This is a genomic window from Gordonia terrae (assembly GCF_051789125.1).
Classification (GTDB): Bacteria; Actinomycetota; Actinomycetes; order Mycobacteriales; family Mycobacteriaceae; genus Gordonia; species Gordonia terrae_A.
This window is the reverse complement of record NZ_CP196526.1, coordinates 2,455,216-2,481,648: the sequence shown is the minus strand read 5'-3', so window position 1 is coordinate 2,481,648 and position 26,433 is coordinate 2,455,216. Positions and strand designations below refer to the sequence as shown.

Annotated in this window: 22 protein-coding genes and 1 riboswitch; of the genes, 2 read left to right on the top strand and 20 right to left on the bottom strand. The window is 67.1% G+C overall.

Going from position 1 to position 26,433, the window contains the following annotated elements:
- Window positions 1-102 precede the first annotated feature (102 nt).
- The 14 genes from tpiA to ACSUZC_RS11230 form a co-directional block, all read right to left on the bottom strand.
- A complete protein-coding gene (gene tpiA, locus ACSUZC_RS11295) occupies window positions 103-891 on the bottom strand; it encodes a triose-phosphate isomerase (protein WP_439032852.1) in 789 nt (262 codons plus the stop codon).
- Window positions 892-895: 4 nt separating this feature from the next.
- Window positions 896-2,107 carry a phosphoglycerate kinase gene (locus ACSUZC_RS11290; RefSeq protein ID WP_439032851.1) on the bottom strand — a complete coding sequence of 404 codons (1,212 nt, stop codon included), beginning with the start codon at window positions 2,105-2,107 and terminating at the stop codon, window positions 896-898.
- A gap of 40 nt (window positions 2,108-2,147) precedes the next feature.
- Window positions 2,148-3,167 carry a type I glyceraldehyde-3-phosphate dehydrogenase gene (gene gap / locus ACSUZC_RS11285; RefSeq protein WP_238422330.1) on the bottom strand — a complete coding sequence of 340 codons (1,020 nt, stop codon included), beginning with the start codon at window positions 3,165-3,167 and terminating at the stop codon, window positions 2,148-2,150.
- 181 nt (window positions 3,168-3,348) lie between these two features.
- On the bottom strand, window positions 3,349-4,326 hold the full coding sequence (gene whiA, locus ACSUZC_RS11280) for a DNA-binding protein WhiA (protein ID WP_439033092.1): 978 nt from the start codon (window positions 4,324-4,326) through the stop codon (window positions 3,349-3,351).
- 113 nt (window positions 4,327-4,439) lie between these two features.
- On the bottom strand, window positions 4,440-5,468 hold the full coding sequence (locus ACSUZC_RS11275) for a gluconeogenesis factor YvcK family protein (protein ID WP_439032850.1): 1,029 nt from the start codon (window positions 5,466-5,468) through the stop codon (window positions 4,440-4,442).
- Entirely contained in the window at window positions 5,465-6,415 is a 951-nt protein-coding gene (rapZ, locus tag ACSUZC_RS11270; RefSeq protein ID WP_439032849.1) for an RNase adapter RapZ, read from the bottom strand. The genes ACSUZC_RS11275 and rapZ overlap by 4 nt, the downstream gene beginning before the upstream one ends.
- Window positions 6,408-8,459, bottom strand: a complete 2,052-nt coding sequence (gene uvrC, locus ACSUZC_RS11265; RefSeq protein WP_439032848.1) for an excinuclease ABC subunit UvrC — start codon at window positions 8,457-8,459, stop codon at window positions 6,408-6,410. Before uvrC ends, rapZ begins: the two co-directional genes overlap by 8 nt.
- Before the next feature lie 10 nt (window positions 8,460-8,469).
- The gene (locus ACSUZC_RS11260; RefSeq protein WP_439032847.1) at window positions 8,470-8,964 is read right to left on the bottom strand and encodes a PH domain-containing protein; all 495 of its coding nucleotides are present in this window, start codon (window positions 8,962-8,964) and stop codon (window positions 8,470-8,472) included.
- Entirely contained in the window at window positions 8,961-9,470 is a 510-nt protein-coding gene (gene ribH / locus ACSUZC_RS11255; RefSeq protein ID WP_439032846.1) for a 6,7-dimethyl-8-ribityllumazine synthase, read from the bottom strand. The genes ACSUZC_RS11260 and ribH overlap by 4 nt, the downstream gene beginning before the upstream one ends.
- A complete protein-coding gene (locus ACSUZC_RS11250; RefSeq protein ID WP_439032845.1) occupies window positions 9,467-10,798 on the bottom strand; it encodes a bifunctional 3,4-dihydroxy-2-butanone-4-phosphate synthase/GTP cyclohydrolase II in 1,332 nt (443 codons plus the stop codon). The genes ribH and ACSUZC_RS11250 overlap by 4 nt, the downstream gene beginning before the upstream one ends.
- Before the next feature lie 20 nt (window positions 10,799-10,818).
- Window positions 10,819-11,457: a riboflavin synthase gene (locus ACSUZC_RS11245; RefSeq protein WP_439032844.1), complete on the bottom strand. Its 639-nt coding sequence runs from the start codon at window positions 11,455-11,457 to the stop codon at window positions 10,819-10,821.
- A gap of 44 nt (window positions 11,458-11,501) precedes the next feature.
- Window positions 11,502-11,658, bottom strand: a riboswitch (FMN riboswitch).
- An 80-nt stretch (window positions 11,659-11,738) separates the two neighbouring features.
- Window positions 11,739-12,764: a bifunctional diaminohydroxyphosphoribosylaminopyrimidine deaminase/5-amino-6-(5-phosphoribosylamino)uracil reductase RibD gene (gene ribD, locus ACSUZC_RS11240; RefSeq protein ID WP_439032843.1), complete on the bottom strand. Its 1,026-nt coding sequence runs from the start codon at window positions 12,762-12,764 to the stop codon at window positions 11,739-11,741.
- Window positions 12,765-12,783: 19 nt separating this feature from the next.
- Window positions 12,784-13,488, bottom strand: coding sequence for a ribulose-phosphate 3-epimerase (gene rpe / locus ACSUZC_RS11235; protein ID WP_439032842.1), 705 nt, complete (start codon window positions 13,486-13,488; stop codon window positions 12,784-12,786).
- A gap of 941 nt (window positions 13,489-14,429) precedes the next feature.
- Complete coding sequence (locus ACSUZC_RS11230) at window positions 14,430-15,689, bottom strand: DUF222 domain-containing protein (RefSeq protein ID WP_439033091.1); 1,260 nt, start codon at window positions 15,687-15,689, stop codon at window positions 14,430-14,432.
- Window positions 15,690-15,876: 187 nt separating this feature from the next.
- Here ACSUZC_RS11230 and ACSUZC_RS11225 point away from each other — a divergent pair, with 187 nt between their 5' ends.
- A complete protein-coding gene (locus ACSUZC_RS11225) occupies window positions 15,877-16,215 on the top strand; it encodes an ArsR/SmtB family transcription factor (RefSeq protein WP_439032841.1) in 339 nt (112 codons plus the stop codon).
- A complete protein-coding gene (locus ACSUZC_RS11220) occupies window positions 16,212-16,691 on the top strand; it encodes an SRPBCC domain-containing protein (RefSeq protein ID WP_439032840.1) in 480 nt (159 codons plus the stop codon). The genes ACSUZC_RS11225 and ACSUZC_RS11220 overlap by 4 nt, the downstream gene beginning before the upstream one ends.
- A gap of 951 nt (window positions 16,692-17,642) precedes the next feature.
- Here ACSUZC_RS11220 and ACSUZC_RS11215 read toward each other — a convergent pair.
- The 6 genes from ACSUZC_RS11215 to metK all read right to left on the bottom strand — a co-directional run bounded on the left by ACSUZC_RS11215 (window position 17,643) and on the right by metK (window position 26,396).
- A complete protein-coding gene (locus tag ACSUZC_RS11215; RefSeq protein WP_439032839.1) occupies window positions 17,643-20,033 on the bottom strand; it encodes a hypothetical protein in 2,391 nt (796 codons plus the stop codon).
- A gap of 125 nt (window positions 20,034-20,158) precedes the next feature.
- A complete protein-coding gene (locus ACSUZC_RS11210; protein ID WP_439032838.1) occupies window positions 20,159-20,467 on the bottom strand; it encodes a hypothetical protein in 309 nt (102 codons plus the stop codon).
- Between the two features lie 248 nt (window positions 20,468-20,715).
- Window positions 20,716-22,197, bottom strand: a complete 1,482-nt coding sequence (locus tag ACSUZC_RS11205) for an RsmB/NOP family class I SAM-dependent RNA methyltransferase (protein ID WP_439032837.1) — start codon at window positions 22,195-22,197, stop codon at window positions 20,716-20,718.
- Window positions 22,194-23,153 carry a methionyl-tRNA formyltransferase gene (gene fmt, locus ACSUZC_RS11200; RefSeq protein ID WP_439032836.1) on the bottom strand — a complete coding sequence of 320 codons (960 nt, stop codon included), beginning with the start codon at window positions 23,151-23,153 and terminating at the stop codon, window positions 22,194-22,196. The genes ACSUZC_RS11205 and fmt overlap by 4 nt, the downstream gene beginning before the upstream one ends.
- A complete protein-coding gene (locus ACSUZC_RS11195) occupies window positions 23,153-25,129 on the bottom strand; it encodes a primosomal protein N' (protein WP_439032835.1) in 1,977 nt (658 codons plus the stop codon). The genes fmt and ACSUZC_RS11195 overlap by 1 nt, the downstream gene beginning before the upstream one ends.
- Before the next feature lie 58 nt (window positions 25,130-25,187).
- A complete protein-coding gene (gene metK / locus ACSUZC_RS11190; protein ID WP_439032834.1) occupies window positions 25,188-26,396 on the bottom strand; it encodes a methionine adenosyltransferase in 1,209 nt (402 codons plus the stop codon).
- Window positions 26,397-26,433 lie beyond the last annotated feature (37 nt).

Sequence of the window (26,433 nt, the reverse complement as noted above, 5' to 3'; positions counted from 1 at the left end):
AGTCGAAACGCCCTTCCGTAAAACCCTCAGATACAGCTGTAGCAGGTCGGCCCGGGGTGAACCGAAGCCAACCTGCCACAGTGTACGCGGAGGTTCTGCCCGTCAGGGCAAGGGGCCACCGGCGGCGATTGCCGACAGCGTCGCGAACTCGTCGGACTTCAGCGATGCCCCGCCGACCAGTGCGCCGTCGACGTCGGGGCGTCCCACGATCTCGCCGACGTTCTTGGCGTTGACCGATCCGCCGTAGAGGATGCGGACCGAGGCGGCGGTCTCGGCATCGGCGATCTCCGCGAGGGTCTCGCGGATGGCCTTGCACACCTCTTGTGCGTCGTCGGCGCTGGCCACACGACCGGTACCGATGGCCCACACGGGCTCGTAGGCGATCACGGTCTTGGCGATCTCGGCGGCCGACAGGCCTGCGAGAGAGCCCTTGAGCTGCGCCACGTTGTACGCCACGTGCTCCCCGGCTTCACGGACGTCGAGGCCCTCACCGATGCAGACGATCGGGGTGAGTTCGTGCTTGAGTGCGGCCTTGGTCTTGGCCAGCACGACCTCGTCGGTCTCGCCGTGCAAGGTGCGACGCTCGGAGTGCCCGACCACCACGAAGGTGCAGCCGAGCTTCGCGAGGAACGCACCGCTGATCTCACCGGTGTAGGCACCGGAGTCGTGCGCCGACAGGTCCTGCGCACCGTAGGTCAGCAGGAGCTTGTCGCCGTCGACGACGGTCTGCACGCTGCGGATGTCGGTGAACGGCGGGATCACCGTCACGTCGACCTTCTCGAAGTACTTCGCCGGCAGGGCGAACGCGATCTTCTGAACCAGCGCGATGGCCTCGAGGTGGTTGAGGTTCATCTTCCAGTTGCCCGCGATGAGGGGCTTCCTGCTTGCCATCTGATCAGCTCTCCAAGACGTTGAGGCCGGGCAGTTCCTTGCCCTCGAGGTACTCCAGGGAGGCGCCGCCGCCGGTGGAGATGTGCGAGAAGTCACTGTCGGGCAGACCCAGGGTCCGGACCGCCGCGGCCGAATCGCCGCCGCCGACGACGGTGAACGCACCGTTGCCGGTGGCGCCGGCGATGGCCTCGGCCACCCCGCGGGTACCCGCGGAGAACTTCTCGAACTCGAACACGCCCGACGGGCCGTTCCAGAAGATGGTCTTGGCGTTGGAGAGAACAGCGGTGAAACGCTTCACCGATTCCGGTCCGATGTCCAGACCCATCCAACCGTCCGGGATGGCGTCGGCCGCCACGGTGTCCGATTCGGCGTCGGCCGCGAACTTGTCGGCCACGACCACGTCGACGGGCAGGTGGATGACGTCGCCGAACCGTTCCAGCAGGCTCTTGCAGACGTCGATCTGATCCTCCTGCAGCAAGGAGGTTCCGACCGGATGACCTTGTGCGGCAAGGAACGTGAACGCCATGCCGCCACCGATGACCAGCGTGTCCACCTTGGGTGCCAAGGCCTCGATGACCCCGAGCTTGTCCGAGACCTTCGAGCCGCCGAGGACGACCGCGTAGGGACGCGTGACCTCCTCGGTGAGCTTGGAGAGCACGTCGACCTCCGCCGCCACCAGCTCACCCGCGTAGTGCGGGAGCAACTTCGCGACGTCGTAGACCGAGGCCTGCTTGCGGTGCACCACCCCGAAACCGTCGGAGACGAAGGCACCGTCATCGCCGACTAGCTCGACGAGCGCCTTGGCCAGCGACTCACGTTCGGCGTCGTCCTTGGAGGTCTCCCGCGGGTCGAAGCGGATGTTCTCCAGCAGCAGGACGTCGCCGTCGGTGAGGCCCTCGGCGCGGGCGAGCGCATCGGTGCCGACGACGTCGCCGGCCAGCTGCACGTTTCGACCGAGCTCCTCACCGAGTCGCGCCGCGACGGGCGCGAGCGAGAACTTCGGATCCGGTTCGCCCTTCGGACGACCGAGGTGCGCGGTGATGATCACCTTGGCGCCGGCGTCGATCAGTGCGTTGAGAGTGGGCAGGGACGCGAGGATGCGACCCGGATCGGTGATCGTCGACCCGTCGAGCGGGACGTTGAAATCCGACCGGACCAGCACGCCCCGGCCCGAAACACCCTCGTCCAGAAGGTCTTTCAGTGTGGGAACACCCATATGGCGTTGACTCCCTTTCAGGTGGAACGACGTGGGTGGACTAGAGCGACTTGCCGACGAGACCGATGAGGTCGACGAGGCGGTTGGAGTAGCCCCACTCGTTGTCGTACCAGGACACGACCTTGGCCTGATCGTCGATGACCTTGGTCAGGCCGGCGTCGAACAGCGAGCTGTGCGGGTCGGTGACGATGTCGGAGGAGACGATCGGGGCGTCGTAGTACTTGAGGATGCCCTTGAGCGGACCGTCGGCGGCAGCCTTGAGGGCGGCGTTGATCTCGTCGGCGGTGGCGGTCTTGGACAGCTGCGCGGTGAGGTCGGTGACCGAACCGGTGGGGATCGGCACGCGCAGTGCGTAACCGTCGAGCTTGCCCTTCAGCTCCGGGAGCACCAGGCCGATGGCCTTGGCCGCACCCGTCGAGGTCGGCACGATGTTGATCGCGGCGGCGCGGGCGCGACGCAGATCCTTGTGCGGGCCGTCCTGCAGGTTCTGGTCCTGGGTGTAGGCGTGGATGGTGGTCATCAGGCCCTTGACGATGCCGAACTCGTCGTTGAGGACCTTGGCCAGCGGGCCGAGGCAGTTGGTGGTGCACGACGCGTTGGAGATGATGTTCTGGCTGCCGTCGTACTTGTCGTCGTTGACGCCCATGACGATCGTGATGTCCTCATCCGACGCCGGAGCGGAGATGATGACCTTCTTGGCACCGGCGTCGAGGTGACCCTGCGCCTTGGCGCGGGCGGTGAAGATGCCGGTGGACTCGACGACGACGTCGACACCGAGGTCACCCCACGGAATCGCGGCCGGGCCCTCCTTGACCTCGAGCGCCTTGATCTTCTTGTCGCCGACGACGATGGTGTCGTCACCCTCGAGGGTGACGTCGTCGGACAGACGGCCCAGGATCGAGTCGAACTTCAGCAGGTGCGCGAGAGTCGCGTTGTCGGTGAGATCGTTGACCGCGACGATCTCGATGTCGGTGGTGCCCAAAGCCTTTTGCGCTTCGACGGCACGGAAGAAGTTGCGGCCGATCCGGCCGAATCCGTTGACGCCTACCCGAACAGTCACAGTTGTGCTCCTTAGCGGTATTCATGGTCAGGCCTGTGAGTCAAGCCCTGTCTGGCCGCGCCGTGAGCGGTCACCGGCTGCACACAGGAGTGATCACGCCTCCGCCCACGTCGCCCCCAGCCTAGTAGGCCCTGTAGGGCACGGCACACCGCAGGTCCGGGTCGAGACCACCGGGGCGGCCTCAGGCGTCGTCGAGCAGCTCCGAGGTGACCGCGGATTCCGTGTCGGGGATGCCGTCCTGGCGCGCCTTCTTGTCCGCCATGGAGAGCAGGCGACGGATACGGCCGGCGACGGCGTCTTTCGTCATGGGCGGATCCGCCAGCTGGCCGAGCTCCTCCAGGGATGCCTGCCGGTGCGTGATGCGGAGCTGCCCCGCCGCGATGAGGTGGTCCGGTACTTCGTCGCCGAGGATGTCGAGGGCACGTTCCACGCGGGCCGCCGCCGCCACCGCCGCCCGCGCGGACCGGCGGAGATTGGCGTCGTCGAAGTTGGCGAGCCGGTTGGCGGTCGCGCGAACCTCGCGACGCATGCGCCGTTCCTCCCAGACCAGCCGGGTGTCGTGGGCACCCATCCGCGTCAGCAGCGCACCGATCGCCTCGCCGTCACGGATGACCACCCGATCGGCGCCGCGGACCTCGCGGGCCTTGGCCGTGACGCCGAGCCTGCGCGCCGCCCCGACCAGCGCGAGTGCGGCCTCGGGGCCCGGGCAGCTCACCTCCAGCGCCGACGATCGCCCGGGTTCGGTGAGCGAACCATGCGCGAGAAACGCGCCGCGCCAAGCGGCCTCGGCATCGGCGACACTGCCGCCGACCACCTGAGCGGGCAGTCCGCGAACGGGCCGGCCACGCATGTCGAGCAGGCCGGTCTGCCGGGCGAGCCCTTCACCGTCCTTGGTGACGCGCACGATGTAGCGAGCGGACTTGCGCAGACCGCCGCCGCGCAGCACATGGACATCGGAGGCGTATCCGTACAGATCGTGGATCTCGCCGCGCAGACGGCGGGCCACGTTGCCCATGTCCACCTCGGCCTCGACCACCACACGCCCGGCGACGATGTGCAGACCACCGGCGAAGCGCAACAGCGCCGACACCTCGGCTCTCCGGCAACTCACCTGAGTCACCGACAGGCGACTGAGTTCGTCCTTCACCGCCGCCGTCATCGCCACCGGTCCCTGTCCTCCTGTCACCAGACCACACGTCCCTCGTATTCACGGCCCGCGCGTGTTTCACCGCACGATTGCATGTCATCGCACGACGGCATCACCGACATGAGTCAGGCGTCCGCCCGGCCAGAGTAACGGGTCAGTTCACCTTCGCACAGTTCGTTCACGACGGCGGCGACTTTCGCCGGGTCATGGACCTGCCGACCGGGGACGGCGACGTCGCCGACATTCAGCTCGGCACCGAACAATCCGGCCGCGCGGACGAGGTGGTCGCGTTCGCGCCCGGCGGGAACCGACGACGCGTCCACGAGCACGTGGTCGACGCGGAAACTGTCGGCGTGCGCGTGCAGGACATGGAGGTGCCGCTCCACGGAGAAGCCCGGGGTCTCCCCCGGCTCGGGTGCCAGATTGACCACCAGCACCTTGCGGGCGGGGCTGCGCTGCAAGGCTTTCAGCTGTCCGGGTACGAGCACGTGCGGGATCACGCTGGAGAACCACGATCCCGGTCCGAGCATCACCAGGTCTGCCGATTCGATTGCCTCGAGCGCAGATTCACACGCCGGCGGCTCGTGCGGCAGCAACCGCACGCGTCGAACCTTGCCGGGCGTGGTGGCGACCGCGACCTGGCCGCGGATCTCACGGCTGATCCGGGGATCGGCCTCGAGGCCGGACACGTCCGCCTCGATGTCGAGCGGAACGGTGGACATCGGCAGCACCTGTCCGCGGATGCCGAAGACGTCGCGCAATTCGGCCAGCGCCGCCACGGTGTCGCCGAGGACCTCGGTGAGCCCGGCCAACAGGAGGTTGCCGATCGGATGGCCGGCCAGCGCACCGCGTCCGCCGAAGCGGTGCTGCAGCACGTCCGCCCAGAGTTCGTGACGCCGGCGGGTGTCGGGATGCCCGGCCACCTGGAAGTCCTCGAGCGCCTTGGGCGCACTCATGAGCGCGGCGAGCGCCATCCGCAGGTCGCCGGGCGGGATCAGGCCGAGCTCGGCCCGCAAGCGGCCGGAGGAGCCGCCGTCGTCGGCGACTGTGACCACCGCGGTGATGTCGGTGCTCAGGTAGCGCATCGCGGTCAATGTCGCGTAGAGGCCGTGCCCGCCGCCGAGGGCGACGATCCTCGGGTCGCGCGGGGTCATTCTCGCCCCAGGTCGCGATGCATTACGCGCACGTCGTAGGACGCGAGCCCCGCCTCGTCGACGGCTCGGCGCAGACGCGCCGACAGTTCTTCGGCGATCGCCACACTGCGATGTTTGCCGCCGGTACATCCGACGCTGATCGTCATGTACCGCTTCCCCTCTCGCAGGTAGCCACGACCGACGATGGACACCAGGCCGGTGTAGAGGTCGAGGAAACCGCCGGCGTCGGGCTGTCCGAGGACGTAGTCGCGGACCGGCGCCTCCTGCCCGTTGTGGTCGCGCAGTTCGTCGATCCAATGCGGATTGGGCAGGAACCGCACATCGGCGACGAGATCGGAGTCGATCGGCAGCCCGTACTTGAATCCGAACGACTGGACGGCGATCGAGAGCCTGGGCTCGGTGTCGCCGGGTGCCACCCCCTCGACCACCGCGCGCAGCTTGGCGGCCGTCAGCGCGGACGTCTCGACGACGAGATCGGCGACGTTCTTGATCGGGGCCAGGATGGCGCGCTCGCGCGCGATGCCCTCCACGAGGGTTTCCTTGCCCTGCAGGGGGTGCCGGCGCCGGACCTGTTCGAAGCGGCGCACCAGGACCGAGTCGCTGGCGTCCAGGTACAGCAGCCGGGTTCGGATTCCGGACTCCTCGAGCCGGTCTCGCAGTTGCTCGAGTTCATGGGCGAGGTTGGCGTCGGACGCGCGCAGGACCATGGCGAGTCTGGTGATGGACGGGTCGCTCTCCCGGACCATGCCGACCATCGTCGAGATGAGTGACGGCGGGACGTTGTCGGCCACGTACCACCCGTCGTCTTCGAGGACGTTGGCCGCGGTGGACCGGCCCGCTCCGGACATGCCGGTGACGAACAGGACGGTGAGTTCGCCGTCCTGGCCGGCCCCGCTGTCGTCGGGGTCGGCCTCTGTCTGCTTGTCCACTGACGTCTGGTTATTCATCGACACCTCGTCGCGGATCGCCGGTCGCCACGGTCATCTCCTTCTCGGCCCGCTCCGGTGCCGGGGTCGGGATCTGTTGGGGCGCCGGGCTGTCCCCGGCGAGGGCGGCCTGCACCGCGCGCGCCGTGGTGGAGCCGATGCCCGGCACCTGCGATATCTCGTCCAAGGATGCCTCACGGAGCCGGGCCACCGAGCCGAAGTGCGTCACCAGTGCCGTGCGTCGGGTGCGGCCCAGGCCGGGGACCCCGTCGAGCACGGACTCGGTCATCCGCTTGCTGCGTTTGCTGCGGTGGAAGGTGATGGCGAAGCGATGGGCTTCATCACGCACCCGCTGCAACAGGAACAGTGCCTGGCTGTTTCGCGGCAGGATCATCGGATCGTCGTCGCCGGGAACCCACACCTCCTCGAGGCGTTTGGCCAGCCCGATCACCGCCACGTCGGTGATGCCCAGTTCGTCGAGAACCGCGGCCGCCGCGTGGACCTGCGGCGCGCCGCCGTCGACGACGAAGAGATTGGGCGGGTAGGCGAACTTGCGTGGCTGGGCGGGGGTCTCGGCGGCCACGCTGATCTCCCCGGACACCGGCGGCGGCGCCTCCCGGTCGGTTCGATGTCGCAGGAAGCGGCGGCGGGTCACCTCGGCGATCGAGGCGACGTCGTCGGAGCGGCCCTCGCCTGCGGCATGCCGGATCGAGTAGTGGCGGTAGTCGGACTTGCGCGGGAGTCCGTCTTCGAAGACGACCAGCGAAGCGACGACGTCGGTGCCCTGCACGTGCGAGATGTCCACACACTCGATGCGCAGTGGGGCCTGGTCGAGCAGCAACGATTCCTGGAGTTCGGTCAGGGCCGCCGAGCGGGTCGTGAGGTCTCCCGCGCGCCGCAGCTTGTGCTGTGCAAGCGCCTCACCTGCGTTGCGCGCAACCGTGTCGAACAGGGCCTTCTTGTCGCCGCGCTGCGGCACCCGCAGGCGCACGCGGCTGCCGCGGAGCCCGCTCAGCCACTCCTCGAGTTCCTCGGCGTCCGAGGGCAGTTCGGGCACCAGCACCTCACGAGGGATCGACTCACCGCGTGCACGGTCGGAGCCGACGGCGACCGTGGCATCGAAATCGACCTGGGCGCCGTAGAACTGGGTGATGAACTCTCCCACGACGTCGCCGTCGGTGCCGTTGTCGCTGCGTTCGACGACCCAACCGCGCTGGCCGCGGACGCGACCGTCTCGGACGTGGAAGACCTGGACGGAGACCTCGAGTTGGTCGCCGGCGAGCGCGATCACGTCGGCGGTGGTTCCGTCGCCGAGCACCACGGCCTGCTTCTCCATGGCGCGTCGCATCGCGCCGATGTCGTCACGCAGCCGGGCCGCCCGCTCGAAGTCGAGATCCTGGGCGGCGGCGGCCATGTCGCGTTCCATCCGCCGGATCATGAGGTCGGTGCGCCCGGCCAGGAAGTCGCAGAAGTCCTCCACGATCTCGCGGTGTTCTTCGGCGTCGACCCGACCCACGCACGGCGCGGAGCACTTGTCGATGTAGCCGAGCAGGCAGGGCCGGTCGATCTGACGGTGCCGTTTGAACACGCCGGCCGAACACGTCCGCGCCGGGAAGACGCGCGTCAGCAGGTCGACGGTCTCGCGGATCGCCCAGGCGTGCGCGTACGGCCCGAAGTACCGCACCCCGCGCCGACGCGGACCGCGGTAGACGAACAGTCGGGGGTACTCCTCGTTCAGCGTCACCGCGAGCATCGGATAGCTCTTGTCGTCGCGATACCGCACGTTGAACCGCGGATCGAACTCTTTGATCCAGTTGTACTCGAGCTGCAGCGCCTCGACCTCGGTGCCCACGACGGTCCACTCGACCGACGCCGCGGTGGTCACCATCTGCCGGGTGCGCGGGTGCAGCGACGTGATGTCGGCGAAGTACGAAGTCAGCCGGGACCGCAGATTCTTGGCCTTGCCGACGTAGATGACACGTCCGTGCTCGTCGCGGAACTTGTACACCCCGGGATCGGTCGGGATGGTTCCGGGCGCAGGACGGTAGGTTGTCGGGTCGGCCACGTGTTCCAGGCTAGTGGCCGGGCCGGACAGTCCCGCGATAGCGCTCCTCGAGCTCGCGGAATCGCGTCATGGTGTCGATCGCGCGCTGGCCGTCACCGGCCTGAACAGCCAGGACGGTGATGTGCTCGTCCGCCGGGAACAGCAGCCAGGCCCCGAAGCCGTTCTCCGGGTAGGTGAGACCGAGGACACGGTCCCATTCGAACAGCCGGGTCGTCGCGAGGTTGCGGACCTCGACGCCCTCGGGGCCCACCCGGAGGCGCGGCCGGGTCAGCAGCAGGATCGCACCCGCCACCAGCACCCCGATGAGGATGATGGCGACCTGGTCGGATCCGCCGAGATTGCGGACGCCGACGTCGTCGATCGTCAGCAGCAGCCCGAAGGTGATGTGGATGGCGAGCACGACGATCGCGGCCGCCACGGCCCACCGGGGCAGCTTGCGCGGCCGGTACACCAGGTCCCACGAGGCGGTGTCCGCATCCCCCGCGGGGTGACCCGGGGAACTCACGCCGAAGCCCCTCCGGCACCCACCGCTGCGGTCTCGTTCGCGAGGGCCCGAAGCGTCAACGCCGAAGCGAGGGCGGCGACGGTCGCCTGCGCACCCTTGTCCTCGGTCGACCCGGGTAGCCCGGCGCGGGCGATGGCCTGGTCCTCGGTGAGCACCGTCAGCACCCCGTTGCCGACCGGGGTGGACTCGTCGAGCGACACACGGGTGAGACCTGCGGTGACCGCGTCGCACACATACTCGAAATGCGGTGTCTCACCCTTGATCACGACGCCCAGCGCGACCACCGCATCATGGGTGCGCGCGAGAGCCTGCACGATGACCGGCAGTTCGATGGCGCCGGCGACGTGCACGATGGTCGGTTCGGTGACGCCGTTGTCGCGCGCCGCGCGGATCGCGCCGTCGAGCAATGCGCCGCAGACGGTCTCGTGCCATTGCGACGACACGATGGCCAGGCGCAACCGGCCGGCGTCGGCGAGTTCCAGGGTCGGCTCTCCGTGACCGCTCATGCGGGAGCTCCTTCGGACGGATCGATGTGGTCCGCTGGATCGGCGTGGTCGTCGAGGCCGACGAGGTCGTGGCCCATCCGATCCCGCTTGGTGCGGAGGTAGCGCAGGTTCTCGGCGTTCGCGCGCACCGGCATGGCGACGCGGTCGACGATCTGCAGTCCGTAACCGTCCAACCCCACACGCTTGGCGGGATTGTTGGTGAGCAGCCGCATCGACCGGACGCCGAGGTCGACGAGGATCTGGGCGCCGAGTCCGTAGTCCCGCGAGTCCGCGGGCAGGCCCAGTTCCAGGTTGGCGTCGACCGTGTCCGATCCCGCGTCCTGCAGCTGGTAGGCCTGCAGTTTGTGCAGCAGGCCGATCCCCCGACCCTCGTGGCCGCGCATGTAGAGGATGATCCCCCGACCCTCGTCGGCGACCATCTCCATCGCCGCGTCGAGCTGCGGGCCGCAGTCACAGCGGAGCGAGCCGAAGACATCGCCGGTCAGGCATTCGGAGTGCACGCGGACGAGGACGTCGTGACCTTCGCCCTCGGCGCCGGTGATGTCGCCCTTGACCAGTGCGACGTGTTCCACGTCGTCGTACACGCTGGAGTATCCGACCGCACGGAAGTCGCCGTGACGGGTCGGGATGCGGGCGTCGGCGACGCGGACGACGTGCTTCTCGTGGCGGCGGCGCCATGCGATGAGGTCGGCGATGGAGATGAGTGCGAGGTCGTGTTCGTCGGCGAACACGCGCAGCTCATCGGTCTGTGCCATCGCGCCGACGTCTTTCTGGCTCACGATCTCGCAGATCACGCCGGCCGGGGCCAGGTTCGCCAGCCGGGCGAGGTCGACGGCGGCCTCGGTGTGTCCCGGACGACGGAGGACGCCGCCCTCCTTGGCGCGCAGCGGCACGACGTGACCCGGCCGGGTGAAGTCGGCGGCGCTGGCGGCGGGGTCGGCGAGCAGTCGCATCGTGGTGGCGCGGTCGGCTGCGCTGATCCCGGTGCCGATGCCCTCGCGCGCGTCGACGGTCACGGTGTAGGCGGTGCCGTGCTTGTCCTGGTTCATCGAGTACATCGGCGGCAGACCGAGACGGTCGCACGCGTCGCCGTCGAGCGGGACGCAGAGGTAGCCGGAGGTGTACCGGACCATGAAGGCGACCAGTTCGGGTGTCGCCATCTCGGCCGCGAAGATGAGGTCGCCCTCGTTCTCGCGGTCCTCGTCGTCGACGACCACCACGGCTTTGCCCGCCGCGATGTCGGCGATGGCGCGTTCGATCGTGTCGAAAGCGACCCCGGTGCCCTCGGCTGCGGTCACGTCTGCACCGTCTTGCGGCGACTCGCTCATCAGAACCTCACTCGTTGTGCTCATTTCGCCCCCGCAACATCAGGAGTACCAGTCGTGTCCGAACCCAGATGAAGGCGCTCGACGTATTTGGCGATCACGTCGACTTCGAGGTTGACCACGGCACCGGGTCGGGCGGCACCGAGGTTGGTCTCGTTGAGGGTGGTCGGGATCAGCGAGATCTCGAACCAGGAGTCGTCGCCCGACCCGCCGACCGCGGACACCGTCAGCGACACACCGTCGACGGTGATCGATCCCTTCTCGACGAGGTAGCGGGTGAGTTCGGCGGGTATCGCGATGCGTACGACCGTCCAGTTCTCCGACGGCGACACCGCGGCGATCGTGCCGGTTCCGTCGACGTGGCCCTGGACGATGTGGCCACCGAAGCGCCCGTTGGCGGGCATGGCCCGCTCGAGGTTGACGGTGCTACCGGCGGCGAGGTCGGACAGCGAACTGCGGCGGAGCGTCTCCCGCATCACATCGACCGTGAACTCACCCGGACGGAGGTCGACGACGGTCAGACACACACCGTTGACGGCGATGGAATCGCCGTGGCCTGCGTCGGTGGTCACGATGGGGCCGCGAACGGTGAAACGGGCGGCGTCGGAGAGATCCTCGCGGTCGGCGATGACGCCGAGTTCTTCCACGATTCCGGTGAACACGCACTCCTCCTGCTCGCTCGGAGCAGACAGGGCGGCCTTGTGTCGCCTGTTCTCTCGCATCCGGACTGTGACCGTCGGCTTCGGATTCTCACCGAATCTGCTGTCCCTGCCTGTCGGCAGGCGCTCGCGGGCTGGACGATGCGGATCCACCGCACCCTCATCACCGCCGGTGGGGAATTTCACCCCGCCCCGAGAACTGGTGACATCGACGCTAGCACGGTCGCCGATGTCAGTCGCATTGCGATTCCGGTGAGTGAAAAGGGGCGACACCATGACGACGTTCACCGGTCGAGTCGGTCGGGGGGCGCGGCGGACAGGGTGATGAGGACATCGTCACCGAGTCGGCTCACCGAGCTGGTCTGGAACCGTCGGGCATCGTCGAGCGTGGTGACGCCCGGGATGTCCACTGAGCTGCGACCCGCACCGAGGACGAGCGGCGCGACGTAGGCGTGCACCTCGTCGACGAGCCCCGCGGCGACGAACGCCCCGATGATGTGCGGACCGCCCTCGACGAGGATCCACAGCGCGTCCGGAAGCGCGGCGAGGACGTCGGCCGGATCATGGGATTCGACCCTGAGCAGGGGCCCGCCGGACTGACCGCGCAGGTTGGCGTCGGCGGGGAGGTCGCGGTGACCGAGGACGACCCGGGTCGGCTGATGCGGATACAGCGCGCCGGTGGGTGTGCGGGCGGTCAGTGCCGGATTGTCGGCGAGTGCGGTGCCCGTGCCGATCACGATGGCGTCGAGTCGTGCGCGTTGCGCGTGGGCGTGGTCGCGGGCCGCCGGGCCGGTGATCCACTGGCTGGTTCCGTCGGGTGCCGCGATCCGGCCGTCGATTCCGGCGGCGACCTTCGCGGTCACCATCGGACGACCGAGGCGCACGCGTGTGAGCCATGGCCGCAGCGGACCGTTCTCGACCGTGTCGGCGGCCACTCCCCCGGTCACCTGTACCCCAGCGGCCCGGAGTGTGTCGGCCCCGCCCGCCGCGACCGGGTTCGGATCGCTCACCGCATAGTGGACCTCGGCGATCCCGGCCTCGATGAGTGCTTCGGTGCAGGGGCCGGTGCGGCCGGTGTGGTTGCAGGGTTCGAGGGTGACGATCGCGGTTCCGCCTCGTGCAGCCTCGCCGGCGGCACGCAGGGCCATGACCTCGGCGTGCGGTCCGCCCGGCGGTTGGGTGGCGCCCACACCGGCGACGGTGCCGTCGCTCGCGAGGACCACCGCACCCACCGGCGGGTTCGGCGAGCTGATCCCCATCGCCTCGGCGGATGCGCGAATCGCGCGATCCATGGCGGCGGCGATGTCCATCGGGTCAGGTGTGGTTCTGTCAGTTCTGGTTCTGGGCCCGGGCGGTGGCGGCGGACTCGCGCAGTGCCGCGACCGCCTGACCCGGATCGTCGGCGCCGTAGACGGCCGACCCTGCGACGAAGCAGTCGATACCGGCCTCCGCCGCTTCCTCGATGGTGTCGGCGTTGATGCCGCCGTCGATCTCGACGAGCAGCTTCAGATCCTCCGCGTCGATGAACTTCCTTATGGCGCGGGCCTTCTCGAGCACCTCGGGCATGAACTTCTGACCGCCGAAGCCGGGTTCGACGCTCATGATCAGCAGGGTGTCGAACTCGCGCAGTATCTCCAGGTAGGGCTCGAGCGCGGTACCCGGCTTGATCGACAGACCCGCCTTCGCGCCCGCCGCGCGGATGTCGCGGCCCACAGCGATGGGGTTCTCCGTGGCTTCCGCGTGGAACGTCACGTTGTGTGCCCCGGCCTCCGCGTACGGCGGCGCCCAACGTTCCGGGTTCTCGATCATCAGGTGGCAGTCCAGCGGGATGTCGGTCGCCTTGAGCAGGCTCTCCACGATCGGCAAGCCGAGCGTCAGGTTCGGCACGAAATGTGCGTCCATGACATCGACATGCAGCCAGTCGGCCCGGGTCGCGCCCGGCTGCGCAACCGCCGCCGCCTCGGCGGCGAGATTCGCGAAGTCCGCGGACAGGATGGACGGAGCGATCATGGGCGCGGAACCGGCAGTGCACATGGTCGACAAGTGTAGGGCGCGGGGCTCGTACAGACGAAAGCGCTCGGATGTCTCAGACGCCGTTGGCCGGCCAGCCGGGAGTGGGGAGAAGAGGGGGATGCGCTGTGGGACCGGTTCCGCGGAGCTCTGCTTCGGGTGGGACACCAGCCGGTCTCGGTGCGGCGTCGCAACCTCCATCTCGGCCTGATTCTCGCTGCCCACAGCGAAGTACTGGAAGTCCGTAACCTTCCAGTCACCGAATACGTTGCTCGATGGCCTGCGCGCCATACCCCGCTGAGCGACCGGCGGGGCCGCACCCTCGCGCATGAAATCGATGATGGTTGTCCAGCTGTGCCTGGGGTGAGTTCGCCAACCGCCATCTCGACTCGTCCGATCGCGGACCGACTTATACCCGAACTCACACATCACTATTCGTGTCTGTTCACCGCGGACTTCACGACTGAGGACGCTGAACACCGATGTTCCCACCAAACCGGTGATGGCACTTTCGCTCGGCACCGCTCGAACCTGGTCATCAATGCCTCGCGGAGAGGCATCTCGGAATCCGGGGTATCCCCACGACACCGACCGGCCTTCTTCTGCCACCACGAAAGATTTCACGTATGCGCGAACGAATGCGCTCTCGGCACTCATCGGGTGGAAGCCCCTATCTGACGTCCACCGGAAAGTGACATCGAAACCCGGCGGCAGGCCACTCTTCGCAGGATTCGATACCACGGCCGTCTAATCGGGCTGACTCTCGACCGAGCCACAGTCGGCGGTGTTGAGTCACAACTCGGCACCCTCCAGCAGATTCGGGCCCTTCAATCTATCGAGTCAATTCTCATAACCGTCTACAAGGTCGTTGTCTTGACTTCCAGACAGAGCAACAGACGACGTGGCACACCGCCACGACGAACAACTTAATACGACGAGCCCCGGCCGTGTCGGTCCGTCCACAGTCACGCTGCGGCGAGTAGCTGCAGCAGTCGTGTCTCGACCTCGCTGCGAGACGACGGACGATGTCCGATGGCGGCCGGTGCAACGCTGATGTGCCGGCCGCCGGTGGGTGTGATCACGTGTATCACGTGGACGCCATCGACGACCTTGGCGTTGTAGTGCCAGCCATCGGCCTCCTTCGCGCGATTGTGGATGACACAGATCCCGTCGGCGTTCTCCGCACTGGTCGGTCCGGACCTGCGATGCGCTGTCGCGTGGTCGATCTCAGCAATCGGCGCACCGCAGTAGGGGGTCCGGCAGCGCTGATCGCGCAGGCGGATGTATCGCGCAAGCGCAGGTGGGAAGCCGCGGGATCGCGACTCCATGGCGACAAGCGCGCCGTCGGCCGGGCGGGCATACAGCCGACGCAGTGTCGACGCGGTGTCACCGCCGGGAACCACCGAATCGGCGATCAGTAGACGTGCGACGGTAGACGGGATCGGACCGAAACCCGGAACGTTCGCGGCCGAATCGTCGACACCGAGCAAAGAGCGGTCGGACAAGACGAGGTTCACCGCGATCGGCGTCGGTTCCGCGACAGATCGACCCGTCACACGTTCGACGAGCGTGTCCGTCATGACCTGAGCATGGGTCCGATCGTCAGAGCCGCACACCGAGTCGGCGTGCTTCTTGAGCGCGGCATACACCGCGACACCGTCCGTCAGTGGCAGCAGCGCCGACAGCTGGGTCATGAGATCTGGCGCAGGCCGGATGCTGACACGACGATCCCCCTCCGCCTTGGCCTTCCGCCGCACGACAGCCTCGGGCTCCAGTTCGTAGGCAAACCCCTTGGCCTTCGCCTCGACCTCGCGATCCGACACGCCCACCAACAAGTGGCGGTCCGCGCACATCCGTCGATCGACTTCCTCGCGCGATTCGCGTGTCAGATAGGCGGTTTTGCGCACCAAGATCGTTGCCCGCCACTCGGTGAGCACACCGGCGGTGAGTGCCGCCATCGTGTGCGGCATCTCATGCGCCAGAGCACGGGCAACACCGAGGTACTGACTTCCCTTACGTGGCGACACCTTGCGCGCCAGGCCGACTTCGGCCGCGAGCCCACGTCCGCGCTTGCGTTGCGGGACGTTCCGGACAGCCTCGTCCGCCGAACGCAGCTGGTCGAGGTTCACGGTCTCCCGAACCTGAGCCGAAGTACATGCCGACTTGATCTCCTCCAGCAGGGTCAAGCGGTGAAGCGAGCCCGCTTCGTCCATGCCGGGCCGCATCCTTGCGAGACGATCCACCAACAGGCGAAGGTCGTCGTCACCCACTTCGGTTTGACGCCTGAGTGTTTCGCTCATACGTTCGACAGTACACCGATACGCCGAGCTCCGAAGCTACTTCTCACGCCCTGTGAAGAGTGGCTTCACTTAGCCATTGTGTTCAGTGTCCGCAGCTGCGATACTAAACCATATGGCACACAGTTCGATCGCTCTCGACGACATCTTCGGCGCATTGTCAGACCCCACGCGCCGTGCGGTCGTCGAACGACTGGGGCGCGGACCAGCCAGTGTCGGCGAACTCGCCGACCCCTTCCCCATGACCCTGCCGTCTTTCATGAAGCACCTCCGCATCCTCGAGGACAGCGGGCTGGTCATGACCAAGAAGACCGGTCGAACGCGGATGTGCACGCTCGACCGCCGGCGGTTGAGACGGGTGTCGACGTGGCTCGAACACCAGCGCGTGGCCTGGACCGAACGCACCGACCGACTTGAAGACTTCGTCACCAATATCGAGGAGAACAATCGATGATCGACGCCGAACTCGACCTGACCCTGCACCGCGTGATCCGCGCTCCGCGCGAACGCATCTGGGACGCATGGACCCGCCCGGAGCAGTTCGCGAAGTGGTGGACGCCGGCACCGACGGTCACCCGCGTCGACCGGCTCGAAGCGCGTCCCGGCGGCGCGATCGTCACCAGGTTGAGTGATGACGGCACCACGTTCGTCCCGCACATGGACGCCGTCTTCCTCGTCGCAGAGCCCCATCACAGGCTCGTCTTCACCAATGCGGTCGACAGCTCTTGGCGTCCGGCGACGCCGTCGCCGGTCCCCATGACCGCGGAGATCACGCTGACCGAGCACAACGAGGGAACGGAGTACGACGTCATTGTGCGGCACGGCAATCCGAGCGATTGCGCTCGGCACAGCGAACTCGGCTTCATCGACGGCTGGGGTTCGGTCACCGCCGCGCTCGCAGAGCTGGTCGAGACTGAAGCCGCTGACTAGGACCCCGCTGCAAACTGTCGCAGATAGCACGCTGCAACGGGATCGGAGTAGCCCACCGCTGCCTCCTTGTTCCCGCCAAGCTATGCGGCCTTAGTGACCCGATAGACAATCCGGCGCATCGAAACGAGCTGATGTCCAGGAGCTCGGCGCGTTGTCCTTACACTGCGGGATGAACCTGCCAGCCAGGGGACGACTTCATCGCCGGCCATGGTCTGGGCCCAAAATCGTTGGGCTGTCGAGGAATGTCGGGGTTTCTTCCGATCCGGCCGCATTCCGCCGTCTCCTTCGAATAACGCGTGCCCCCGACGGATTGGCGAACGTAATCGACAACGCGCCACGTTCCGAACACGTCACGGTTGGCACCTCTGGCTTCTCCACCTCGGTCGACTGCCGGAAGACCGCCAGGCGTGCGTTCGAATCGGATGACAGCGGGGAAGGTCCAGTATGGAAAACTCGTGTTCAGCCATTCGCGAGCGGGATCCTCGGGATTCCTACGTACAGATTGAACGTCGCTGCGGCACAAGACCACGGTCGTGAACAGCCCGTCGTCCTCGCGTCTGAGTGGCCGGAAGAAGTATGTGCCAGTCAGGTCCGTGGAGTAGCTCGGAGAGACGAGCCGCCCAGCGACGAGGGAGTCGATGTCGGCAGGCGCAGCCTGCCTGAACCCCGGGTAGCCCCACTCCGGAGATCGACCGGCGAATGCCAACTCGAACGACTCGACGAAAGCCCGCACAAAGGTTCCCGCCGGATCATGCAGGTCGATCACGTCGGTCGACGCCCAGCGGAAGGTGACCCCATACCGTGGCGGCAGATGATCGGCCGAGGGTGCCACGGACGTCGATTCCGACGGCGGCGGATTAGTCGGACCGCACCCGTTAGACGCAGCGAGGACTGCCAAAAGAAGGAATAGGCGAACGACCGCCCTGGCCACGCGTGGTGGGACGACTCCCATCACCAGCCCTCTCGATCCTCGGTCGCGGTCCTGGCACGATCGAATTGCGGGTCGTACAACGTGCTGTAATTGTCTATCTCGACGTCCGGAAGATTCAGCATGAATTCCGGGACCTTGGCGATGTCAACCAAGTTCGGCGGCAACGTACCGGTTGCCCGCACCCCCTCGAAGAACTCTTTGTCTTGGTCTGGAAACAAGAGCCGAAACTCCGGATCGTCAGCCAGATCGGGGTGTGCCCGAAGATGTCCCTCCAGCATCTGGACGTACTGAGCCTCTGTCGACATGCTCTTGAAAACCTGGTTGTCGAGTGCGGACAGCTCGGCATTGCCACCGCCCTGCCCAGGTGGGAGCCCCACAAACTCCAGTTTTGCTTCTGGCGCGGACACGTCGAGAATCGCTTTCACGACCGGGCCGAGGCCAGGCACCGCTGAGACCAACGCCTTGCCGCTGTCGAACATCGCACCGTGTTTGGTGTAGCTCTCAACGGCGTGAGTTCGTTGGTCCACGATGTCGTTGTCGATCTGCGCCTGCATCCCCCCGGTCATCGCACCTTCTATCCGACCTGCGAGAGTACCGAGTGAGGCTCGACTCGGATCTGCACCGAAGAGTTCTTGAATATGATCAACCTGAATCGCTGCCATCGAGTTGATGATCCGTCCCGACACCGGGTCGGAATCAAGCACCTGGAACATCGACTTCAGCTGATACGCGGAATCCAACGCCGCCACGCCCCGCGTTGCAAATATCTCACTGTCGGCGCCGGCCAGCTCCGGAGTGTATGGAGCGAGAGCATTAGCAAGGGTCTGCGTGAGTTCGGGATTGAGCTCGCCGATCGCAAGCTTGTCGTCGCCGATGTCGACGAGTTCGGTCCTGTTCTCCCCGAAAATCCGTGCGAGCTCGCTCGCGACATGGCCAGCTCGTTCGCTCTCCGCGATAGCCTCTGGACTTCCGTCCTGCGGAATCGCAGCATCTGGCATCCAACTGAACAGTTTGTTCACTCCCTGGCTGCCGACTCCCACACCGTTTTCATCGACGTGATCCGACCAATCGAATGTGAGCAGGTTTCGCATTGCGTCGCTGGCGTTGTAAGAACTCGGTGTCCCGTTCAGGTCGTAGACCTCGGGCATGGAGCCAAGCGGACCTGCGCTTCCATGGCGACCCATGAGTGCGTCGTGAACGGCGATGTGATCGCTGCCGGCGTTATCCAGCATTCTCCCGAGAAGTTTTTCCACGTCGCCGCGCGCGATCTCGTCGTCGCCGACGCTGTAGGCATCCTTGCCGATCCCACCGCCGGCGATCTCACTGGCTCGTGCAATGAGCGCCCTGTCAATGTCACTTCCGAACTGGTTACCCTCGCCCGCCTCTATCGATCGGTGATCGAGGATACCCATCAGCTTCTGAATCCCGTGGAACTCCTCGATATTCGCGTAGTGGCCAGTGAGAGTCATCGATCTGGACACATCTCGTTCCGACACCGCCGACTTCGTCAGCAAGTCCCTGACCGAAGGGGGCAGCTCATTCACTCCACCGGTCACGAACCGCTGGGGAGGTGTCACTCCCAACGCCCCCAACGTTCCGGCGAGAAAGCCCGGCTCGAGGCGCTGCTCCGTTCGCACCCCGGGATTACCGAGTAGATATAGTCCGTTCGCGAATTGCTGTTTCAGCGTTGCCGACTCGGGCCCCCCGTAGCGGTCTCCGAACGCGGCTTGGGCATCGAGACCTCGTGGCAGGCCTGCGACTCCGCCTTCCGAGGCGTCGTAGAAGGCTTTCAGGTAGTCGAGTTGCTCCTTGGGGACCACAGCATGCTCCCCGCGGACCAAAGCCGCGCGTTGCTCGGGTGTCAGCTCCGTCGCCCGGGCAAACCGCTCACGTTGCTCAGGCGTGGCAGTTCCCTGCATGACCGCCAGCCAATCAGCTTTGGCAGTCTGAGGTGAGTACGCCGACGTGATCGGCGCATTGGCATCCGCGCTACCGATAGCGGCGGCAAGTGCCTGCGCACCGTTGCGATCATCCTCGCCCATCTGGTCGGCGAGACTCTGTAAGGAGAGTTGAGCGTTGATGGCCTCGCCTGCTCGCACGGCCTGCTCGGCAAGAATGCGGGTCTCCGTCGTGCTACCCGGCTCGACACCCCTCAGCTCGCCTGCGTAATCCCGCGCGTCGGTGACTGACCAGTCGTCATGCACCTTGAACTGATCCATCTCCATCGCCAACGATCGGATCAGTGCGACGTTGCGATTGGCGCTGATTGCTGTCGAGGTGTTCCGCAGCACGGTCGCCGCAGTGGTCAGATCGGTGCCGATCTTGTTGATCTCCGTCCGATCCGACTGAGTTCTGGCTTCGCATCCGAGTTGAGATGCACCAATCCACGCCTTCGAATCCCCAGCGTTCATAGGAGCATCCACCATCTTCTGCGTGGACCTCGAAAGCAATGTGACCGCAGTGTCCAAGCTATTCGCTGCGTCGTCGAGAGACAGAACGTCCCATCGGTTCACGGTGGAGCGCGTCGGCCGTGTCATCAGAACTCTGAGATCGCACTGAAACCGCTGGCAAGCTCATCTTCTGTGTCAACCACCTGCTGCCCGGCTTGAAAACAGGTGTGGGCGACCTGGTCCAGCCTCGACGCTGCTCGGTCGAGTACGGCACGCACCAGGGCATCTTTGCCGGCACAGGCCTCTCCGATCGCCGATGCCGGCATTGCCGATGCCGCGAGTAGGAACGCACCCTCGGTGTTCCAGAGATTTCCGATCTCGGTACCACATTGCGCGATTGTGGCACCAACCTCGTGGATGACGCCGACCTCATCCACAGCAAAGCGTTCCACCATACTGTCCCCCGTCGCAGTTTGGTCCGCGTCAGTCGCTCAGGCAACCAGCGGAAATCGTCCGAAGACTATCTCAACACAAACCCAAGCCCCCCTGCCCCGTCCACATCCCACTGAGGTCCACGCGGATCACCGCCGCTGCCATCACTCATCGGTCCGCCGGTTCTGAACCCCTGGCATCACACCACGCCCGATCCTCGATCATGCCCGACCGCGGGGGTGGGTAGGACACGGTCGACTGCGCGTGCGTCCTACTGATCCCGCGTCAACGCCGCCAAGAACATCGCGTCGGTGCCGTGTACATGCGGCCACAGCTGCACATGCGGCCCCTCGCCCAGTAGATCCGAACCCAGCTTTCCCACGGTCACCAGCGGACGGGCATCCAGCTGGCGCGCGCCATCGACGGAACCGACGATGTCGGCAACCACCAAGGTCGTCTCGGCGGGATGTGGTGAGCACGTCGAATAGACCACCACGCCACCCGGTTTCACCAGCCGCAAGGCCTCGGTGAGCAAAGCCTTCTGCAGGACGACGAGTTCGTCGACGTCGGAAGGCTTCCGGCGCCAGCGTGATTCGGGCCGGCGGCGTAGCGACCCCAGCCCCGAACACGGCGCGTCGAGCAGGATTCTGTCGAAACCGACGTCGAGGCCGCTCGACCGGGCGTCGGCGACATGGATCGTCACCGGCAGATCCGACACGACCTTGCGGATCAGATCGGCACGGTGCTCCGACACCTCGACGGCGTCGAGTCGCGCACCGTCGATCTCCGCGAGCGACCCGATGAGCGCCGCCTTTCCGCCGGGGCCGGCGCACATGTCGAGCCATCGACCGGCGTCATCGGCGACCTCGGCCACCGCTACCGCTCGGGCGACCAGCTGACTCCCCTCGTCCTGCACACCCGCGTAGCCCTCGCGGATGGCCGCGACGTCGGCGGGATCACCGCCGGGGAGGTACACGCAGTACGGCGAGTAGTCGCCGACGTCGCCTCCGCTGGTCAGAGCCAGTTCTTCGGCGGTCATGAAACCGGGGCGAGCGACCAGATGTACGGGCGGCCGTTCGTCATCGGCGGCCAGAGCCGCCTGCAGTTGACCGGCGGAGCCGCCGAGCGCATCGCGGAAGACCTCGGCGATCCACCGTGGGTGGGCGTACTGGAACGCGAGATAGCCGACCAGGTCCTCGGCGGGCGACGGTGCCAGCTCATCGACCCACATCTCCTCCGTCTTCTGCGACACCTTCCGCAGCACAGCATTCGCGAATCCCGAAGGCCCCATACCGTTCTCGGAGCGGACCATGTCGACAGACGTGGACACCGCGGCGTGCGCGCCGACCCTCGTCCGCAACAGCTGATACGCACCGAGCCGCAACACGTCGAGGACCGTGCCGTCGATGTCGGCGACGGGCCGCTGGGCCGCGGACTCGATCACCGCGTCGACCAACCCCTGTGCCCGCGCCGTACCATAGGTGAGTTCGGTGGCGAACGCTGCGTCGCGCCCCTCTATCCGCCTGTCCCGCAGCATCTTCGGCAGTACGAGGTTCGCATACGCATCGCGCTCCCGGACCGCGCGCAATGTGTCGCGCGCCGCCACTCGGGCCGGATCCAGATCCTTCTGCCGGAACTTGGCCGTGTTTTCACGCTTTCCGGGGTTTTCACGCTTTCCGGGGTTCTCAGGCTTTCCGGGGTTCTCGCGCCTGCCGGACCCGGGCCCGCGGGAGTCCCGTCGATCGGCGCTCATCCGAGCACCGTCCCGTCGGTCAACCGCGCGCCGCGCGCCCAGTCGGCGGCAGGCATCGGCTTCTTGCCCGGTGGTTGAACCGTACCCAGTGTGACCGGCTGCGAACCGGTTCCGACGAACACCGCCTTCTTGGTGACCGCGAGCGTTCCAGGAGAAAGCGAACCGTCGCGAACGGCCTCCGGCAGTGCCTGGTCGTCGGTGGAGTCGACCACCCTGATCGGACCGACCTTGATCCTGGCGTCGTCGAGACTCGTCCACGGCCCGGGCGCCGGCGTGTACGCCCGGACGAGACGATCGATGATGTGCGCCGGGAGGTTCCAGCGGATCCTGGCGTCGTCCACCTCGACCTTGGGTGCGTGGCTCACGCCCGTCGACGGCTGCGGCTCCGGCACGAGGCCCCCGGCCTCGAGGCCGTCGAGTGTGGACAGTAGCAAGCCCGAACCGGCGCGGGCGAGACGCTCCAGCAGGTCGCCGCTGGTATCGGTGGGCCGGATGGTCTCGGTGAGCACACCGAACACCGGGCCGGTGTCGAGCCCCTTCTCCAGACGGAAGGTGCTCGCGCCGGTCACCTCGTCGCCCGCGGCGATCGCGGCCTGAACCGGGGCGGCCCCGCGCCAGGCGGGAAGCACCGAGAAGTGCAGGTTGACCCACCCGTGCGTGGGCAGGTCGAGCAATCCGGGCGGGACGAGCCCACCGTAGGCGACGACGGCACCACAATCCGGTGCCCACCGTCGGAGAACCTCGTCGACGTCGGGCTCGGACAACCGCCGCGGGGTGATCACCTCGAGGCCGTGTTCGTCGGCGAGTATCCCGACGGGCGACCGGACGATCTTGCGCCCCCGGCCGGACACCGCGTCGGGACGGGTGATCACCCCGACGACGTCGTGCAGCGAATCGATGAGGGCCTGCAACGACGGGACGGCGACCTCCGGGGTCCCGGCGAAAACGATGCGCATCATCCGATCGTAGGCGGATCGATCTGCACCCGGATCGGCCCGGTCTCGCGATGTGTGTTCCGACGTACCTGGCCTGCGACGAGCGCCTGCGCGAGCAGACGTCCGTGTCTGCGCGGCAGCCGCACGAGAATGCGGTCCATCTCGTTGCCTGCGTCGGCCGAGGCGGCGGCCTCCCATTCGGCGCTCCCCGCCGGGGGCCGTACCCCCGGCGGTAACGGGACGGGGCCGAGAACGTCGGCGCCGTCGGGTAACTCGAGATGGTCGACGAAATCGGTGATGACCCCCGTCGGGCCGTCGACCGACGCCATCGTCACGGCGGGCGGGAACCCCAGTTCCATGCGCTGATTCAGTTGCATGGTCGCGAAACCGACCGGGTCCCAACGAATCAGGGCCTGTACAGGTGCCAGCGACGAATCGGCGACGATCACCACACGACCCCCGTCACCGTGGGCGGTGACCATGGCCGCCAGAGCCATCCACCTCCGTACCGCGTGTTCTTCGGCACGGAGGTCGGCGCGGTCCAGTTGCGCCCAGGTGTCGACGACGATCGCCGCACCGTAACCGCCCGGCGCCACGGGTTCGGCGCCCGGTGTCGACACGACGAGCCGCGCGCCCGGTTCGATCTCGTCGAGAATGGTGTCACCGCCGCTGGTCACCACCGGGATGCCGGCAAACGCCCGCCCCAGCTCCTCCGCGGTGCGTCGTGCCCCGGTGACCGTCGCACGCACCGAGGTGTTCCCGCATTCCGGGCAGCGGAAGGACCGTTCCGGCCGCCCGCACCATCGGCAGCTCAACTGCTGATCCGCGTCGAGTTGCAACGGTCCGTGGCAGGCCCGGCATCGCGCGTGCTCCCGGCACCGGGTGCACGCCAGGGACGGAACGTATCCGCGACGGGGAACGCTGAACACCACCGGCTTGTCGGCCGCGAACGCCGATCGAGCGGCGTCGAAGGCGACCTCGGGGACGCGCGCCGACCGCGCCATCGGGTCACGTGCGATCTGCCGATCATCGTCGGAGATGGCCTGCACCCGGGGCGTGTGGCGTCGTACGGTCGCCCGATCGGCGACGAGGTCGTGTGCCCAACCGGATGCCACGAGCGCCTGCGCCTCGGCCGTCCGCGCGAATCCGCCGAGCAGCATCCCGCACTTCGAGTGGTGCGACCGCAGCACCGCGACCTCCCGCGGGTGCGGGTACGGCGCACGCGGATCGGCCATGCTGTCGTCCCCGTCGTCCCAGACCACGACCAGGCCGAGGTCGGCGACAGGCGCGAACACCGCACTGCGGGTGCCGATCACGAGCTGCGCGGCACCGCGACGCACGGCCAGCCATCGTCGGTAGCGTGCGGTGGGTCCCAGCCCCGCCGACAACGCGACACCGCGATCGCCGATGAGCGGATCGCACTCGGCCCACACGCGGTCGAGGTCACGCTGGTCGGGAACGACGATAATGCAGCCGCGGCCCTGCGCGAGGGTAGCGGCCGCGAGTTCGGCGAGGCGGCGTGGCCAGTCCTCCCCTGGCAGCGCCTGCCAGACGGCGCGCGGATGACCCTCGGCGAGGTTCTCGACGTAGGCATCGGCGAGCTGATATCGCTCCCACTCCGAGAGGTCGGGGGTCTCGACGACCGCGGTCGGCTCCGGGGTCGTCTCCTTCTCGGTGCGCGCATGCCGCGGCGGGATGGCCAGTCGGACGACGTCACCCATCGTGCCGGCGTAACGGTCGGCGACCGCGCGGCACAGCACCGCCAGATCGGGTGTCAGAACCGGCTCGGCGGACACGACGCGGTCGAGCCACCCGAGCTTGCCAGGGTGATCGCTCGTCTCGATGCGCTCGAGAAGGTATCCGTCGACGAGCCGGCCCGAAAAGCGGACGCGCACCCGCACTCCCGGCACCGCGCTCTCGTCCTGGTCGACGTCGACGAGGTAGTCGAACGGCCGGTCCAGGTGCGCAAGGCCCAGAACAGGCAGAACACGGGCCACCGGCAGCTCAGCTGCCGGGACCCGTGCTCCCTTGGGGGTCAGTGACTTTCGCCTGGGTCTACAGACCCGCGGCGGCCCGCAGCTTGTCGGCGCGGTCGGTCCGCTCCCACGGCAGATCGACATCGGTGCGACCGAAGTGGCCGTACGCCGCGGTCGGACCGTAGATCGGACGCAGCAGGTCGAGGTCGCGGATGATCGCGAGCGGGCGCAGGTCGAAGTTCTCCTTGATCACGCGCTCGATGACCGCCGTGTCGACCTTCTCGGTGCCGAAGGTCTCGACGAACAGGCCGACCGGGGCCGCCTTGCCGATGGCGTAGGCGACCTGGACCTCGATGCGGTTCGCCAGACCCGCGGCCACAGCGTTCTTGGCGACCCATCGCATCGCGTAGGCCGCGCTGCGATCGACCTTCGACGGGTCCTTGCCGGAGAACGCGCCGCCGCCGTGGCGGGCCATGCCGCCGTAGGTGTCGACGATGATCTTGCGGCCGGTCAGGCCGGCATCGCCCATCGGGCCGCCGAGGACGAACTTGCCCGTCGGATTGACCAGGAGACGATAGTCGCTGGTGTCGAGCGACGGCAGGTCGATCTCGGCGAGCACCGCGTCGACGACCTGCTTCTTGATGTCCGGCGCGAGCAGGTTGTCGAGGTCGATGTCGGCCGCATGCTGGGTCGACAGGACCACGGTGTCGAGACGGACCGGGGTGTCGCCGTCGTACTCGATGGTGACCTGCGTCTTGCCGTCGGGACGCAGGTACGGCAGCGTGCCGTTCTTGCGCACCTCGGTGAGACGGCGTGACAGGCGGTGGGCCAGCGCGATCGGCACCGGCATGAGTTCGGGGGTCTCGTTGGTGGCGTAGCCGAACATGAGGCCCTGATCGCCGGCACCCTGGCTGTCGATCTCGTCCTCCGAGATGCCGCTGCGGCTCTCATGCGAGTTGAAGACGCCTCCCGCGATGTCCGGTGACTGTGCACCGATCGCGACGTTCACGCCGCACGATGCGCCGTCGAAGCCCTTGGTCGAGGAGTCGTAACCGATCTCCAGGACCTTGTCGCGCACGATCTTGGGGATGTCGGCGTAAGCGGTGGTGGTGACCTCACCGGCGACGTGCACCTGTCCGGTGGTCACGAGGGTCTCGACCGCGACACGCGCCTGCGGATCGTCGGTGAGGATGGCGTCGAGAATCGAGTCGCTGATCGCGTCACAGATCTTGTCGGGGTGTCCTTCGGTGACGGATTCGCTCGTGAACAGGCGTGACGAGGTGGTCATCAGATCCTCTCGAGATCTACGCGCGTCGGTGGTCGCC

Bases quoted from the DNA above. Each gene is read 5' to 3' on its own strand.
- metK (WP_439032834.1), bottom strand. From the start codon at position 26,396: ATGACCACCTCGTCACGCCTGTTCACGAGCGAATCCGTCACCGAAGGA.
- ACSUZC_RS11220 (WP_439032840.1), top strand. From the start codon at position 16,212: ATGATCGACGCCGAACTCGACCTGACCCTGCACCGCGTGATCCGCGCT.
- ribH (WP_439032846.1), bottom strand. From the start codon at position 9,470: ATGAGCGGTCACGGAGAGCCGACCCTGGAACTCGCCGACGCCGGCCGG.
- ACSUZC_RS11230 (WP_439033091.1), bottom strand. From the start codon at position 15,689: ATGCGGCCCGGCATGGACGAAGCGGGCTCGCTTCACCGCTTGACCCTG.
- ACSUZC_RS11275 (WP_439032850.1), bottom strand. From the start codon at position 5,468: ATGACCCCGCGCGACCCGAGGATCGTCGCCCTCGGCGGCGGGCACGGC.
- fmt (WP_439032836.1), bottom strand. From the start codon at position 23,153: ATGCGCATCGTTTTCGCCGGGACCCCGGAGGTCGCCGTCCCGTCGTTG.
- ribD (WP_439032843.1), bottom strand. From the start codon at position 12,764: ATGGACATCGCCGCCGCCATGGATCGCGCGATTCGCGCATCCGCCGAG.
- ACSUZC_RS11210 (WP_439032838.1), bottom strand. From the start codon at position 20,467: ATGGTGGAACGCTTTGCTGTGGATGAGGTCGGCGTCATCCACGAGGTT.
- tpiA (WP_439032852.1), bottom strand. From the start codon at position 891: ATGGCAAGCAGGAAGCCCCTCATCGCGGGCAACTGGAAGATGAACCTC.
- ACSUZC_RS11205 (WP_439032837.1), bottom strand. From the start codon at position 22,197: ATGAGCGCCGATCGACGGGACTCCCGCGGGCCCGGGTCCGGCAGGCGC.
- rpe (WP_439032842.1), bottom strand. From the start codon at position 13,488: ATGTGCACTGCCGGTTCCGCGCCCATGATCGCTCCGTCCATCCTGTCC.
- ACSUZC_RS11250 (WP_439032845.1), bottom strand. From the start codon at position 10,798: ATGAGCGAGTCGCCGCAAGACGGTGCAGACGTGACCGCAGCCGAGGGC.
- rapZ (WP_439032849.1), bottom strand. From the start codon at position 6,415: ATGAATAACCAGACGTCAGTGGACAAGCAGACAGAGGCCGACCCCGAC.
- whiA (WP_439033092.1), bottom strand. From the start codon at position 4,326: ATGACGGCGGCGGTGAAGGACGAACTCAGTCGCCTGTCGGTGACTCAG.
- ACSUZC_RS11215 (WP_439032839.1), bottom strand. From the start codon at position 20,033: ATGAACGCTGGGGATTCGAAGGCGTGGATTGGTGCATCTCAACTCGGA.
- ACSUZC_RS11225 (WP_439032841.1), top strand. From the start codon at position 15,877: ATGGCACACAGTTCGATCGCTCTCGACGACATCTTCGGCGCATTGTCA.
- ACSUZC_RS11290 (WP_439032851.1), bottom strand. From the start codon at position 2,107: ATGGGTGTTCCCACACTGAAAGACCTTCTGGACGAGGGTGTTTCGGGC.